This is a genomic window from Wolbachia endosymbiont of Nasonia oneida (assembly GCF_009012935.1).
In the GTDB taxonomy this organism is placed as follows: Bacteria; Pseudomonadota; Alphaproteobacteria; order Rickettsiales; family Anaplasmataceae; genus Wolbachia; species Wolbachia pipientis.
The window spans coordinates 1-13175 of sequence record NZ_QESS01000018.1 but is presented as its reverse complement, the minus strand read 5'-3'; the positions used below and the strand labels follow the sequence as shown (position 1 = coordinate 13175).

Sequence of the window (13175 nt, the reverse complement as noted above, 5' to 3'; positions counted from 1 at the left end):
ACGTACATTACAACCAAGAAAGTCAAACCCTGTTGTGATAGATGTAATCTTTGTCTTCTCTTCTGAAAGAATTAAACCTCGCTCATGAAGAAAAGATGATACTAAAGGCTTAACTTCATTTTCCAGTACTTCATGTGTGAAACCTGAAATAATAAAGTCGTCTGCGTATCTGATTACGTTCACTCCACTTCTGATTTTGTTTCTTCTTCTACTGCCGAGTTTACCAAATCGACTTTCCAATAACTTTTCAAGTCCGTTTAAGGCTAAATTGGCTAGTATTGGAGAAATTATACCACCTTGCGGGGTACCTGCAGTTGTGGGATACAGAGTTTTCGATTCTAGGAAGCCAGCTTTTAACCAACTATGCAGAATTTTCTTCTCCATAGGAATATGCTTCATAAGCCATTCATGATTAATGTTGTCAAAGCATCCTTTGATATCACCTTCAAGTATCCATTGTAGTTGATTACGACTTGCCAGTAACAAATGACAAGCTACTGTAGCATCTGCACAGGATCTTTTAGGCCTAAAGCCATAGGAGTGACGATCACTGATTGTTTCAGCTATCGGTTCCAGAGCAAACAGATATAATGCTGCATGGCTCTATCTTTTATCGATGGTATTCCAAGAGGTCTTCTTTTGCCATTAGATTTACTGATATAAATCCGTTTTAGCGGAGAAGGTTTATATCCTCTTTGCTTTAACTGCTTTATTCCTTGAAATTTAGCATTGCAAGTTGACCATAATTGACGATCTACACCCGCTGTGTTTTTTTCCTTGGTTTTCAGTTACTCTCTTAACAGCCAAAGCTTTTCCGCTAAAAGAGCGTGTGAGAAGATGTTGTAAAGCTTTTACCCTACCCCATCTTCCTTTTTGGACAGCCTTAACAATACGTCTTTGTAGCCTCACAATAACTTTCTGGCATTTCTTCCATGGCAACTGCTTCCATGCTTCAAAGCTTTCGGTAGATGCACTTACAGGTTTACTTGTAATCATCTGCTTTCCTACCTTAAGTGGTTAACAAAGTTTCTTGTCACGAGGGACCAAACGGAAGTCTGCTCGTTTTCACGCGAATTAATGTTACAAATTCTATCCATTTCGTTACAAAATGGCATTCGCTTTCTCCATTCTCCTTTACCTGCACTTCCATCAGCATTCCTTGCGGTTTGCTTGCCATGTAGGCGAAAATACAGGCTTACCCTGTTCCTTCTGTCATACAACAGTGGGTTAGGTGACTTCTCTATACCGGTGGAGTTATTATTTGCGTACATCTAGAAATGAGAAATGTAACTTATCCACATTACCTTTTTGGTTAGAGCTTATCAGCATCTTTAGCTCCTTCATAATTACGATACTTTGAAGTTTCACTTACGTTCACCATACCACTAGCCTAGCTCTCCAACCACATGATGCTTGTAGTTTATGCTCCTCTCACGATTGAGCATCTTCTTTTTCAAGAGGAGGTTCATTGTCCGCATCGCTTGGCACCAACCGGTTGCCCGATTCGCACTGATGCGTAGACTCAGATGGCAAAACATCTGGTTTAATAAGTTTTAGAATCCTTTCAGTTTCTTTCTGGAGGAATTCCTCTCCTTTTAAACAATATGACCGAAGACTTTCAGGTCGCACCATCTCAATTATATATCTTGACCCACTAGAATCCCTGCAAAGAACATCAACTATACTTTGTCTATCAGAGGCAATTTCAGGGTCCATAATGGTGCTTAAGAATTCTACTTCTTGTATAGTATTGACTTCAGTACATCCTAAAATATCATTTAAAAAATGGATAAGAATATTCTTATTTTTTTCAGTACCAAAGATTTTCTTAAATGTTAAATCTAACTTTGGATCGAGAAATTTAGAAAGAGCCATGGCAAGAATGCTTGAAAATATTAATAATTATACACTATTATTAACAATTATTCAATTATATTTTTAAGGAAGACAACTTTTAACTTTGTAAAAGATAGCCAAGAAAGTTGCATTTGCAGCAAATTTTAAGATACCCATCTATGGCCTAACTTAACGCGCATGAACGTTCTCAGAAGCCCTGTTATTCTACTAATATCTCTCTCTTCCCTGAGTAATTTGGAGCGCTGACAACACCTTCTTTTTCCATTCTTTCAACAATATTTGCAGCTCTGTTATAGCCTATTCTAAGTTGTCGCTGAATGTAACTGGTTGAAACTTTTTGATCTCTTTGAATGATGGCCACTGCTTGATTGTAGAGGTCGTTTTCTTCATCCTCTGTTTCACCTTCTGATTCCACAGAAGAATTTTCATCTTCTTTGGTAATTTCCTCCATATAATTTGGCTCACCTTGCATTTTCAGATGATCAACTATATCTTGTACCTCATCATCGCTCACAAATGGGCCGTGAATTCGAATAATCTTACCACCAGAGGCCATATAAAGCATATCACCCATACCAAGCAATTGTTCAGCCCCTTGTTCGCCAAGTATTGTGCGACTATCTATCTTAGAAGTAACAGCAAAACTGATTCTCGTTGGAAAGTTCGCCTTTATCACACCTGTGATCACATCCACAGATGGGCGTTGTGTTGCCATTATGATGTGTATTCCTGCAGCACGAGCCATCTGAGCTAAGCGTTGAATAGAGCACTCTATTTCTTTGCCGGCAACAAGCATCAAATCTGCCATTTCATCTACAATCACTACAATATATGGGAATGTTTCCATTTTAATCGGCAGCTTTTCAAACAAAGGTTTGCCTGTTGTTGAGTTAAAGCCAATCTGCACAACGCGCTCCAATTCTATTCCACTATTCATCGCTTCTGTGATTCTTTGGTTATAGTTTATTACATTGCGTACATTCAAATACGACATCATGCGATAGCGATTTTCCATCTCTTTCACTATCCACTTAAGAGCGACTACAGCCTTTTTTGGCTCTGTTACCACTGGCGTTATTAGATGCGGTATTGCATCATATATTGAAAGCTCAAGCATTTTTGGGTCGATCATTATCATCTTACATTCATCAGGACTTAATCGATAAACGAGTGAAAGAATCATAGTGTTAATCGCAACTGATTTACCTGACCCTGTGGTTCCAGCAACGAGCAAGTGGGGCATTTTAGTTAGATCTGCAATAACTGGTTTTCCACTTATTTCTTTGCCAAGCGCAATTGGGAGATTTAAGTTTGCATTTTGGTATTCTGGGGATTCAAGCAAATCACGCAGCATTACAATTTCCCGTTCCTTGTTCGGCAACTCTATTCCCATAGCATTTTGCCCACGAATTATTGAAATACGTGCAGAGAGTGCACTCATCGAACGTGCAATGTCATCTGCAAGGCCAATTACTCTTGCAGATTTCGTGCCAGCTTGTGGTTCAAGTTTGTACAAAGTCACAACCGGCCCATAGCATACACTGATAATTTTTCCTTGCACGCCAAAATCACTCAGGACTTGTTCCAGCAGAGATAAATTTTTATTGCTCTCCATTTCATTCAGCTGCTTTCTCTGCAAAGACTCCTCTGCTTTAGAAAGTAAATGGATACTTGGAAACTTAAACTCACTTAAAACCTCCTCGGTAGCTTTTTTCTGTCTTTCTTTTGGTTGTTGTTTAGTAGTGATTTTAGTTCTATGTTTTTCTTCTACTACTAATGGTGCAATTGAATACTCAGTAGTTTTATGTGATCTGAAGAATGGAACATTTACAAATAAGCAAGCTATTTTTTTACATAAGAAGAATAGAGAGTAAATTGTTCTCTTCCAACCAACAGATCCTACAAGACCTATTGATGTTACTATCACAAATATATAAAACGGGCAGTTATTAATTAGTGCATTCCCTATTATTCCACTGTGTCTGTACCTTGCAGTGATGCCTAGCGAAAGTTGTGGTAGTATAGCACATATCCCTAAATTGATTAATATTAAATAGAGAATTTTTAGCAGCCTTTTTGATGGCCTGAAGATCAACAAGTAAACTATGGTTGTAGCTATTGTAACACTAGTTAATCCAAGAAATTGAACCAATATATCAGCTAAATATGAACTTACTATTCCACCTAAATTTGTCACTTTCTCATTTGTAGCTGTGTTTAAGGAAGGATCTTTATAGTTGTAGCTAAAAACTGATATATATATATATTAAGAGTGATAGATATACTGCTGCTTTTAGATATCTTTTTAGCATCTACTTAAAAGTAGTAATTCATTGTATATTGTACAAAGCGAATTGCTATTAGCAATATCATTATAGATAAATCTAATCCGTTGAACGGTGGTATGTATCTTCTGATAATTTTTAGTGGTGGATATGTCAATTGGTTCAAGATGTGCATTATGCTACTGACAATTTCATTATATATGTTCACCATATTAAGTTTAATCAGCCAGTTTAGGACAACCCAACATATTAGAATGAAGCTATAAAGATCAAGTAACGTATTGAGTAGATATATGATTGGATGCATACATATCTATTACACGAAAGTTATATAAAAGACAAGTATTTAGCCTTTTCAAACTCAAAATGTTGTTTTTGCTGAACCAAAAAAAACTTCATTTTTTGAGCTGCGCAAAGCCACCTAAAGTAGAGAATGGACAAGGAAGGAGGGGTGTATAATATATATTAATGTTGATATTTATTTCTTATAAATATCATCTCTATGTCCTATCTCTGTGATAGTTACTATATGATCTAATTGATTTACTCTGTAAATTACACGATAGTCACCAACTCTTAGCCTTCTACATCCTTTTAAGTTATGATGTAGTGGTTCACCAAAATTTATTGGGTCAACTGTAAGACGTTCTTTTATAGCCTTTTGAACTCTTAGCCTTATTATCTTTGGAAGGTTTGGTAAATCTTTTTCAACAACACTCTTTAGAGACTTAACCTTGTAACGCTCTAATCCCACTTAATATCTTCAAAATCAACTGTTTCTGCACCTTCAACATCACGCTCATCAGAAATTTTAGATACTAAAAAATCCTCCATTTCAAGCTCAACTGCTTCTCTAAATAGTTTTCCTGCTAATTCTTGAACGGGCTGTTTAGTAAATTCAGATAATTCAGCAAGATGCTTTAAAGTTTCTTCGCTAAGAGCTATGTTAATGCCTGAATTTGCCATATGTTTTACCAAAGTCCACTAATAATTATACAACATTTTTTTTAATTTTTCAATAAAGAAAGGAGTGGTGTATAAAAATATATTTAATGTTTCAGTAGGTCCAATATTGCCTGCTTGTAAATATTGTCCCTGTGTCCTATTGAAACAATAATTACTATACGTTTTACAGTATTTACACGGTAGACAATACGATAATCATCAGCAACTTTTATTCTTCTATGTTCCTTTAATCTCTTGCGTAGCAACACACCGTTACCAATAGGATCAGTCTCAAGATACTCTTTTATTGCATCTTTAATACTTGGCTTTACATCTTCCGGCAAGGAAGGCAAATTTCTTTTAAGAACATGCTTTAGATATTTAATGGTGTATTGCTTATTTCCAGATGTCTTCACTATCCTCTACTTCTTCTGCATCATCAGAATTTAACTCCCTAATAATTTTGGAAAATGCAATATCTTCCGCTTCAAGTTCGATTGCTTCCTTGACTAGCTTTTCTGTTAATTTTTGAACAGACTGCTTGGTGGCTCTAGCTAGTTCAACAAGATGCTGCGAAGTTTCTGGGTTGAAAGTTACACTAACTTTTGAATTTACCATAAGTTTTACCAAAGTCTACTACTATAGCTATTTTACAACATTTTTTTTAATTTTTCAATAAAGGAAGGAGGGCTGTATAAAAATATATTTAATGTTTATCAAGTAGCCTTCTCATAAATGGTGTCTCTATGTCCTGCTGTAGCAACAAATACCTTATGTTTTGCAATATTTACAGTATAAATAATTCGATAATCACTAACCCTTATTCTTCTATACCCTTTTAGCCTGCCACGTAATGGTTTACCAAATTTAATTGGATCAGTTGTAAGCCGCTCGTTTATCGCTTTTGTAATCCTTGATCTTATTGTTTTTGGAAGATTTAGAAAATCTCTTTCAGTAAAGTTTTTTGAGTAGACAATATCGTATTTCAGTTTATGTCCTCTCCCTTTCAGATAGTACTGTATTCCAGTCTACATCCTCACATTCCTTAATAGTTTTATATAACGCAATATCTTCTACTTCGCACTCGATTCCTTCGATGACTAACCTTTTTGCTAGTTCTTGAACGGATTCCTTGGTGATTTCAGCTAACTTAGTAAGGTTATGTGAAGTTTTTGGGTCAAAAGTTATACTAATTCCTGAATCTGTCATATGTTTTACCAAAGTCTACTAATAATTATACAACATTTTTCTGAATTTTTCAATAAAGGAAGTTGATGATATGTAAGAAAAATTTTGCCACCTGCGTTAATAAATAATTAAAGATTTAGCATATTTATCTACCCTCTATTCTATTACTTAAGTTAGACCACTTTTTTCTATTAATATTTTTTGTTTATAAAGATGAGCAGTTACTCATCACGCAGTTGATCTATGGATATAATACTACCGTTTGATAGTTTTTCAGTACATTTTTCACTTTTGTATTCTTTATCAGAGTCGATACTGATTTTGTCAAATATTAAAACATCTCCTGAAATTTTATCACGAAACTCACTAATAGCAAAAAACGGTATAGTAATTCGCTCTTGTTTTCCTTGAAAACTCAAACTGACGCTAAATTTATCCTCAGAAACTTTTAAATCATAGAATTGATGCTGTAATATAATAAGCATTTGAGTAGGGTATGACTTTTTCAAACGATCTGGCATGGTCACACCATTAAAATATGTGAAAAATAATATTTCTAAGTGAGGGATAAAACCATTACCTGATATAACATCTAAAGTCTTTTTGATAACTTGAAACTTAGCAGAATTAAGCAGTTTTTTGTAATCTGTTTGCTCCATATAACTTTCACATACGTAAATTTTGGGGGAACTTCTGTTACCCGGCGTTCCCTAAACCGTGCTTTAGTAATAAACCGGTTGTGCTAAATTAAGCAGCAACACGATATTCTTCAGCAGCAAAATTATCGTTTGCATTTAAATTATGAACTCTTAGCGGTGGTGTCTAACCGAGCAAAGCTACCATCTTTACTATGCATGTCGATCCTTAATCGCCCCCGTATAATTAAAAAACATGGTGGAGGCGCCGAGTACTGCCCTCGGGTCCAATACACCTATTACAAGGTAATTTTATTGCTATAGTACACAAAATGTACATAGCTATTATATAGCAACATTAAATAAATGTCAAGATATTATGACCTTAAGTTGATTTATTGCTAAAACAAAATTAATATTTCCAGTAAAAAATTCTGTGCTCTTAACCTGACACATATGGCTTTTTGAATACTCCCAATGAAAATATTTATAAATAAATATTTACTCTTCTTTTTTATTGTTTTTAGGTTTTTCTTGATCAACCATTTCTCCACCGATCTCTTTTATTTTTAGTATCAACGACTCTGGTACATACATGTCAATTACTTCTTCTGCTGTCACAAATAAAGCCTGATAAGAGTGTGAATTTATTATCCAATTAGGCAATATGTCTTCTGCTTCTATTTTATACTCTCCCTCTTTTTTGTCATATACTGTGTAGCAATATAAGTGCACAGCAAAAAATAATACATAAGAGAGCAATATTCCTTTAAGCACTCCGAGAAAGATTCCAGTAACTCTATCGATAAACCCCAACCTTATGGGTAATAATATGTACATTAGCCAGTTATTTATTATCATGAATATAAGATTAAGTATAATAAATACAGAGATTGTAGAAAGTATGTTTAGTGTAACTTTAGAATCAAAATATTTACTATAATTTGGAGTGAAAAAATCATAGTGATTAGCTGTCAGAAAGACCGATAAAAATAGAAACATTAGTGCGCATAGCTCTTTTATAAAGCCTCTAGTTACCGAGATTATTACGCATAGAACAACAATGAAGATAATTAGGCTATCGAAAAGCATGTTTTATATCTATATGGTTTTCAAGATATAATAGTTGTAAATAACAAGGTTGTAAAATTAATTGTATTTATGCTGCATCAATTGATCTAAATACCTAGCGATCATGTCAATTTCTAAATTCAAATAATCATTTACTTTGTTGTACTGAAAAGTTGTATTTTCCCATGTATAGGGAGTGATATTTACTGTAAATTCCTGATTAATAACTGAATTCACTGTGAGGGAAACCCCATCTAGTGTAACGGAGCTTTTTTTTGCAACAAATTTAATTAATTCTTGTGGGCACGATAGTTTGATTTCATGAGAATCTAAATTTTGATTAATTGTTAAAAATTTTACTATCCCATCAACATGACCCTGAACCAGGTGGCCATCGATCTTATCGCTTAATCTCATTGCTTGTTCGAGATTTATTTTTTTTCCTATTCTCCACGTATTTAAGTTAGCAACCTTCATAGTTTCTTGAGATGCTTGGACTGTAAATATATCGCTCATTATATCAACAACAGTTAAACACACACCAGAGCAAGCTATTGAATCTCCTTTATTTATAGAGGATAAATTTTGTGTCTTGATATGGAAAATTTGATCAGAGTTGGAGTGAGTGGTAGTATCAGTTATAGTCCCGATATCCGTGATAATTCCTTTAAACATATGGTGAAAATAAATAATTTTACCATGAAAAATTTTTTACAACAACTTATTTCTATTTTGTTATAGTTAAAGTAATTCTGGTTTACCGACAATTTAAAAAACGACAAATTCGTCATCCCGCTACGTGTTAGCGGGATCTAGAGATACCGTGACGGTATGACGTAGGAAAGCTGAGCCTGCACTAGCTATAGGCGCGAGAAAGGGGATCGTTTTCACTTACTTGCTTAATAGATTCTATAGAATATTCAGAATATATAAAGCGAGCTAAATTCAAAATACACAGCGCGATTAATATTGGCAACCCTATGTTCAATGCTAACCCAATACTTTCCCTTTTTTCTGGTGGCACTAATCCTTTTAACATTGACACTTTTCCTAATGGAAAATGCCATAAGCAAAGTGTTGATGCAGATGCTACTATTATAAATAGACAAAAATAAGCCTTTTTTGAGGAAAATACAGTTTTTAACGGTGATTTGAGTGTAATGTTAGTAGGTGGTAGAGTTTTAGCTTCATTTGTTGCTGGTGAAAGATCTTTAATTGGTAAAGGGTTTGTAGATTTATGAGGAGTATTTTCATGTTGTGGAGAAGGTTGTTGTATATAAACACCTGAAACTAATTTAAGCAATTGCTCTTTTTTTCTATATACTTGTTTTTGTAAATATTCTTTACCTAAAAGTGAGTTACTAAGAGGTTGTGGCCTTTCGAGTATCTGTAATACTTCTGATATTTCGCCTGGCTCTAATATTGCATGTAATTGTTTATCTTGAAAGTAAACAATATTGAATACTGAGCTGAAAATATTGCAAAATGTTTCTGGATCTTGATTTTTGTATCCACTCATCACTTCAATAAATATTTTATCGAGTTTTTTCCCCCTGTGCTCAATTTGGTTATCTATCATAGCTACTCTAGCATCATTTTGTGCTTGTTTTATGGCTAATGGTTTTTCTTTCTCTGATAGTTCTTTGGTCTGCTTTTTTGACTTCTTTTTTCTGTTAGCCTTAAAATACTCTGTGTGCGAAGTAGTTTGACCTACATTCTGTTCTGCTTCTTGAGGTATTGGATTTTCTATACTACCCCCTGTCATCCGAGTAGCTTGACTACTTGGATCCATGTTTCTTTTTTCCTGGTCAAGCGCTGGAATGACACCAAATAGTATATTGTTGCTCTGTATAGAAAATTTTGGCAATTGTTGGGAAAAGAATTGTGACGTATTAAAAAGATTGGGCAGACAGAAAAAAGATCTAAACCAGAAAACGTTTTCATGCATTACAGCAACTGCTATCGAAGCGCGTGTAACTTGTTTTCCATTATTTGTTACATCGAAGCCAAATGAGCCTGTAACTGGTACGATTTGTCTATTTTGTGCATTTTTTTGGTTAGCTTCACTCTGTTCTTTTTTGTCTTCATTTTCAGTTTTTTCTGCATGTTGTAGCTTTTCATTTAGAAATAACTCGATTTGGTGCAAGTTGTCCAGGTTAATGTTTTCAACGTCTGTTTGTAGCGTTATCGTTGTGCCCTGCAGAAGGATTTGAGGCGGAGCATTATTTACGAATTCTTTTACAGTTTTATAACTGTTAGTTTTACAGTAGTTATTATATAGTTCACTGCTTTCTTTGGGCACTTTTATGTTTGCTGTAAAATTTTTTTCCCGGGAAAGGCAGATTTTGAAAAAATTAATTAAAGAGTTTATTCGAAATAACCTTATATTAAAGGTGTCTTTATCTGTTGCTGTTAGCTCAAATGAAAATTCTTGTATATTACTTTCAATACTTCTCGAGCGAATAGTACTGATCTTAATTGTTTCGCTAGAAAATGCTTTACTTATGTTTCTGGATTTTTCCTTAAAGAGCTTAGGTAAATCCTCTATTTTATACTTATTCTTAGTTTCAGTATTACTGTTGTGCATAGTTGATACAGCAAATTCATCAACGCAAAGGTAAATAAAAAAGATTAATTAGTCAATAAATTAATAATCAGAATAGGGCAATTTTTCGGATTGTTGATGATATTTAAAATTTCACTATAATGAAAGTTTAAGCCAGCGTTTTTAAGATGAATAAAGAGTTATTAGATGACATACTTTCACTTGAAGATAAAGCAGTTTCCGAAATTGAGAATGCTTCTTCTTTACAAGATTTAGAAAAAGTTAGGCTATCATATTTGGGAAAAAAGGGTGTAATTAAAGCTTATTTTGACAACTTAAAAGAGATAGAAGACGCAGGAAAAAAGCGCAATTTAGGCGAAGTTATCAACGTTTTACGTAATAAGCTAGATCAGCTTATAATGAATAAGGAGAATATACTAAAAGCCGAAGAAGTTAACTTTAAATTGCAGAACGAGGCAGTTGATATCACGTTGCCTGCGAGGCCAGAAAAAATTGGCAAGGTCCATCCACTCAGTAAAGTTATAAATGAAGTAAAGCTTATTTTTGCACATATGGGTTTTAAAGCAGTTGATGGCCCTGATATTGAAGATGAATTTCATGTATTTGATGCACTGAATACTCCAAGTCATCATCCTGCGCGAGAGGAGCAAGATACCTTCTACTTAAAGAATAAAATAAACGATAAAAGAATGGTACTGCGCACTCACACTTCATCTGTACAGATTAGAACCATGGAAAAAACAAAAAAATTCCCAATTAAAATAGTAGCCCCTGGTAGGGTATACAGAAATGACTTTGATGCAACTCATACTCCTATGTTTCACCAGATAGAAGGGTTATATGTCGATGAAAACGTCAATATGGGCCAGTTAAAATTTACTATTCATCACTTCCTTAATAAGTTTTTTGGAGATAAAGGGCTGAAGATACGTTTTCGTAATAGTTTTTTTCCTTTTACTGAACCCTCTGCGGAAGTGGACATAAGTTATAAAGGTAGTAAATGGATAGAAGTGCTTGGATGTGGTATGGTGCATCCAAATGTATTTCAAAATGTTGGAATAGACCATACTAAATACAACGGTTTTGCGTTTGGCATTGGTATAGAAAGGCTTGCAATGCTAAAATATCAAATTAGCGACTTGAGGAGCTTTTATGACAACAAAATCAGCTGGCTTGATCATTACGGTTTTCATTTTTCATCTTTAAGATAAGTGATAAGTAAAACTCATACGTTCGTTATACTTGCTGCAGGGCATGGCAGGCGGATGAATTCAGATTTGCCTAAGGTCCTACACAAAATAGGCAGTTTTTCCATGCTCCAGCATGTCATTTACAATGCAAAACAGTTAAATCCTGAAAATATTGCTGTTGTAGTTGATCAGCCTTTAATTGAAAGACTAAAGTGTTTTAAGGATATACAGTTAATTACACAAGAATTAACACTTGGCACGGGAGATGCGGTCAAAACTGCGATGAGAAACCTAAGAGAATTGCCAGATTCAAGCATAGTTGTTGTGCAGTATGGAGATACTCCGCTCATAAAAAGCAGCACAATAACTAAAATGATTAGTTATTTAGAAGGCAAGGCTCTAGTTTGCCTAGGTTTTAGGACAAGCAATAAAGAATACGGTAGGTTAATTATTGAGAATGGTTCCTTAAGAGAAATCGTAGAAGCAAAGAGTGATAAAAATAATCATGAAGAATTTCTTGCAAATGCTGGAATAATGGTTGCATGTGCAAAGAATTTACGTGAATTGGTGGAGAAAATAGAGTGCAATAGCTCAACTCATGAATATTACTTGACCGATATAGTTTCCATTGCAGTGAAGAGTAATTTAAATGTCGGTTACGTTATTACCGGTGGAGAAGAAGCAACGGGAATAAATAACAGAAATGACCTTATAAAAGCTGAGTTTTACTTTCAAGAAAATAAAAGAAAAATTTTTACCGACTCCGGAGTAACGCTTGTTGCACCAGAGACTGTTTTCTTTTCTCTTGATACGCAAATTGCCAGAGATTCAGTTATTTACCCATATGTTTTTTTCGGTACTGGAGTGAAAATAGAGTCTGGTGCGAAAATACTGCCATTTTCGCATTTAGAAAATTGCTTAATTAAAAGTAATGCTGAGGTCGGTCCATTTACCAGAATACGCGGAAACACAACAATTGGTAATAAGGCAAAAATAGGAAATTTTGTGGAAGTGAAAACAAGTGAAGTTGGTCAAAACACTAGAATAAAACACTTAAGTTATATAGGAAATGCTAAAGTAGGGCAGGAGAGTAATATAGGAGCAGGCACTATTGTTTGTAATTATGATGGGAAAAATAAACATGAAACGAATATAGGGAGCAATTGCTTTGTTGGCGCCAATAGCTCACTAATTGCGCCGCTTAATATTCATGATGAATCTGTAATTGCAGCAGGTAGTGTTATAGTTGAGGATGTACCAGAAAAAAGCCTTGCAATAGCAAGAGAAAAGCAAGTAACTAAGAGAATAAAGTAGTCTAATTTAATTATGTTGTTGTGTCATTTTTAATATTAGACTTCTTGCATAACCATATAACAAACTTTTATTGGGAATAGAAACGAAAAAACTTGCTTGACAAACTCCGCCAGCCCACTTATCA

17 protein-coding genes, 1 other RNA gene and 1 pseudogene are annotated in these 13175 nt (G+C 34.5%); 2 read left to right on the top strand and 17 right to left on the bottom strand.

Translation table 11 applies throughout. The annotated features are described in order from the left end of the window. From DEF52_RS06640 to DEF52_RS05105, 17 genes and pseudogenes are all read right to left on the bottom strand, one after another. On the bottom strand, window positions 1–567 hold a 567-nt coding region (locus DEF52_RS06640; protein WP_336598388.1), incomplete at its 3' end, for a reverse transcriptase domain-containing protein. Window positions 568–723: 156 nt separating this feature from the next. Then, window positions 724–996, bottom strand: a complete 273-nt coding sequence (locus DEF52_RS06635; protein ID WP_237357363.1) for a reverse transcriptase N-terminal domain-containing protein — start codon at window positions 994–996, stop codon at window positions 724–726. 8 nt (window positions 997–1004) lie between these two features. Beyond that, window positions 1005–1271: a hypothetical protein gene (locus DEF52_RS05175; RefSeq protein WP_007548399.1), complete on the bottom strand. Its 267-nt coding sequence runs from the start codon at window positions 1269–1271 to the stop codon at window positions 1005–1007. A gap of 358 nt (window positions 1272–1629) precedes the next feature. Continuing rightward, window positions 1630–1875, bottom strand: a pseudogene (locus DEF52_RS06825) (PD-(D/E)XK nuclease family transposase); the annotation flags it as partial. Between the two features lie 181 nt (window positions 1876–2056). Continuing rightward, on the bottom strand, window positions 2057–4120 hold the full coding sequence (locus DEF52_RS05165) for an FtsK/SpoIIIE family DNA translocase (RefSeq protein ID WP_336598385.1): 2064 nt from the start codon (window positions 4118–4120) through the stop codon (window positions 2057–2059). A gap of 53 nt (window positions 4121–4173) precedes the next feature. Then, complete coding sequence (locus DEF52_RS05160) at window positions 4174–4449, bottom strand: YggT family protein (RefSeq protein ID WP_012673067.1); 276 nt, start codon at window positions 4447–4449, stop codon at window positions 4174–4176. 171 nt (window positions 4450–4620) lie between these two features. Continuing rightward, window positions 4621–4896, bottom strand: coding sequence for a type II toxin-antitoxin system RelE family toxin (locus DEF52_RS05155; protein ID WP_007550684.1), 276 nt, complete (start codon window positions 4894–4896; stop codon window positions 4621–4623). Then, a complete protein-coding gene (locus tag DEF52_RS05150) occupies window positions 4887–5108 on the bottom strand; it encodes a hypothetical protein (protein ID WP_006279415.1) in 222 nt (73 codons plus the stop codon). Before DEF52_RS05150 ends, DEF52_RS05155 begins: the two co-directional genes overlap by 10 nt. An 83-nt stretch (window positions 5109–5191) precedes the next feature. Then, window positions 5192–5503: a type II toxin-antitoxin system RelE family toxin gene (locus DEF52_RS05145; RefSeq protein ID WP_010962380.1), complete on the bottom strand. Its 312-nt coding sequence runs from the start codon at window positions 5501–5503 to the stop codon at window positions 5192–5194. Next, window positions 5484–5705, bottom strand: coding sequence for a hypothetical protein (locus DEF52_RS05140; protein WP_095742622.1), 222 nt, complete (start codon window positions 5703–5705; stop codon window positions 5484–5486). Before DEF52_RS05140 ends, DEF52_RS05145 begins: the two co-directional genes overlap by 20 nt. A 98-nt stretch (window positions 5706–5803) precedes the next feature. Next, window positions 5804–6064, bottom strand: a complete 261-nt coding sequence (locus DEF52_RS05135; protein ID WP_255324035.1) for a type II toxin-antitoxin system RelE family toxin — start codon at window positions 6062–6064, stop codon at window positions 5804–5806. 13 nt (window positions 6065–6077) lie between these two features. Then, window positions 6078–6296, bottom strand: coding sequence for a hypothetical protein (locus tag DEF52_RS05130; protein ID WP_006279413.1), 219 nt, complete (start codon window positions 6294–6296; stop codon window positions 6078–6080). A 200-nt stretch (window positions 6297–6496) separates the two neighbouring features. Next, window positions 6497–6934, bottom strand: a complete 438-nt coding sequence (locus tag DEF52_RS05125; protein WP_006279412.1) for a ClpXP protease specificity-enhancing factor SspB — start codon at window positions 6932–6934, stop codon at window positions 6497–6499. A 23-nt stretch (window positions 6935–6957) separates the two neighbouring features. Next, window positions 6958–7287, bottom strand: a transfer-messenger RNA (tmRNA) gene (ssrA, locus tag DEF52_RS05120). A gap of 124 nt (window positions 7288–7411) precedes the next feature. Then, entirely contained in the window at window positions 7412–8002 is a 591-nt protein-coding gene (locus DEF52_RS05115; protein ID WP_015588828.1) for a CvpA family protein, read from the bottom strand. A 57-nt stretch (window positions 8003–8059) separates the two neighbouring features. Further along, a complete protein-coding gene (locus tag DEF52_RS05110) occupies window positions 8060–8656 on the bottom strand; it encodes a riboflavin synthase (RefSeq protein WP_151808045.1) in 597 nt (198 codons plus the stop codon). 181 nt (window positions 8657–8837) lie between these two features. After that, window positions 8838–10568: a hypothetical protein gene (locus DEF52_RS05105; RefSeq protein ID WP_151808044.1), complete on the bottom strand. Its 1731-nt coding sequence runs from the start codon at window positions 10566–10568 to the stop codon at window positions 8838–8840. Between the two features lie 146 nt (window positions 10569–10714). On the opposite strand from DEF52_RS05105, the gene pheS reads away from it, so the two are divergent. Both pheS and glmU read left to right on the top strand, forming a co-directional pair. Further along, window positions 10715–11758 carry a phenylalanine--tRNA ligase subunit alpha gene (gene pheS, locus DEF52_RS05100; protein WP_151808043.1) on the top strand — a complete coding sequence of 348 codons (1044 nt, stop codon included), beginning with the start codon at window positions 10715–10717 and terminating at the stop codon, window positions 11756–11758. Then, entirely contained in the window at window positions 11759–13051 is a 1293-nt protein-coding gene (gene glmU / locus DEF52_RS05095) for a bifunctional UDP-N-acetylglucosamine diphosphorylase/glucosamine-1-phosphate N-acetyltransferase GlmU (protein WP_151808042.1), read from the top strand. It begins immediately after the preceding gene. Window positions 13052–13175 lie beyond the last annotated feature (124 nt).

Coding starts and splice junctions, on each gene's coding strand:
- DEF52_RS06635 (WP_237357363.1), bottom strand. CDS start 996: ATGATTACAAGTAAACCTGTAAGTGCATCTACCGAAAGCTTTGAAGCA.
- DEF52_RS05175 (WP_007548399.1), bottom strand. CDS start 1,271: ATGTACGCAAATAATAACTCCACCGGTATAGAGAAGTCACCTAACCCA.
- DEF52_RS05160 (WP_012673067.1), bottom strand. CDS start 4,449: ATGCATCCAATCATATATCTACTCAATACGTTACTTGATCTTTATAGC.
- DEF52_RS05150 (WP_006279415.1), bottom strand. CDS start 5,108: ATGGCAAATTCAGGCATTAACATAGCTCTTAGCGAAGAAACTTTAAAG.
- DEF52_RS05140 (WP_095742622.1), bottom strand. CDS start 5,705: ATGGTAAATTCAAAAGTTAGTGTAACTTTCAACCCAGAAACTTCGCAG.
- DEF52_RS05130 (WP_006279413.1), bottom strand. CDS start 6,296: ATGACAGATTCAGGAATTAGTATAACTTTTGACCCAAAAACTTCACAT.
- DEF52_RS05125 (WP_006279412.1), bottom strand. CDS start 6,934: ATGGAGCAAACAGATTACAAAAAACTGCTTAATTCTGCTAAGTTTCAA.
- DEF52_RS05115 (WP_015588828.1), bottom strand. CDS start 8,002: ATGCTTTTCGATAGCCTAATTATCTTCATTGTTGTTCTATGCGTAATA.
- DEF52_RS05110 (WP_151808045.1), bottom strand. CDS start 8,656: ATGTTTAAAGGAATTATCACGGATATCGGGACTATAACTGATACTACC.
- DEF52_RS05105 (WP_151808044.1), bottom strand. CDS start 10,568: ATGCACAACAGTAATACTGAAACTAAGAATAAGTATAAAATAGAGGAT.
- pheS (WP_151808043.1), top strand. CDS start 10,715: ATGAATAAAGAGTTATTAGATGACATACTTTCACTTGAAGATAAAGCA.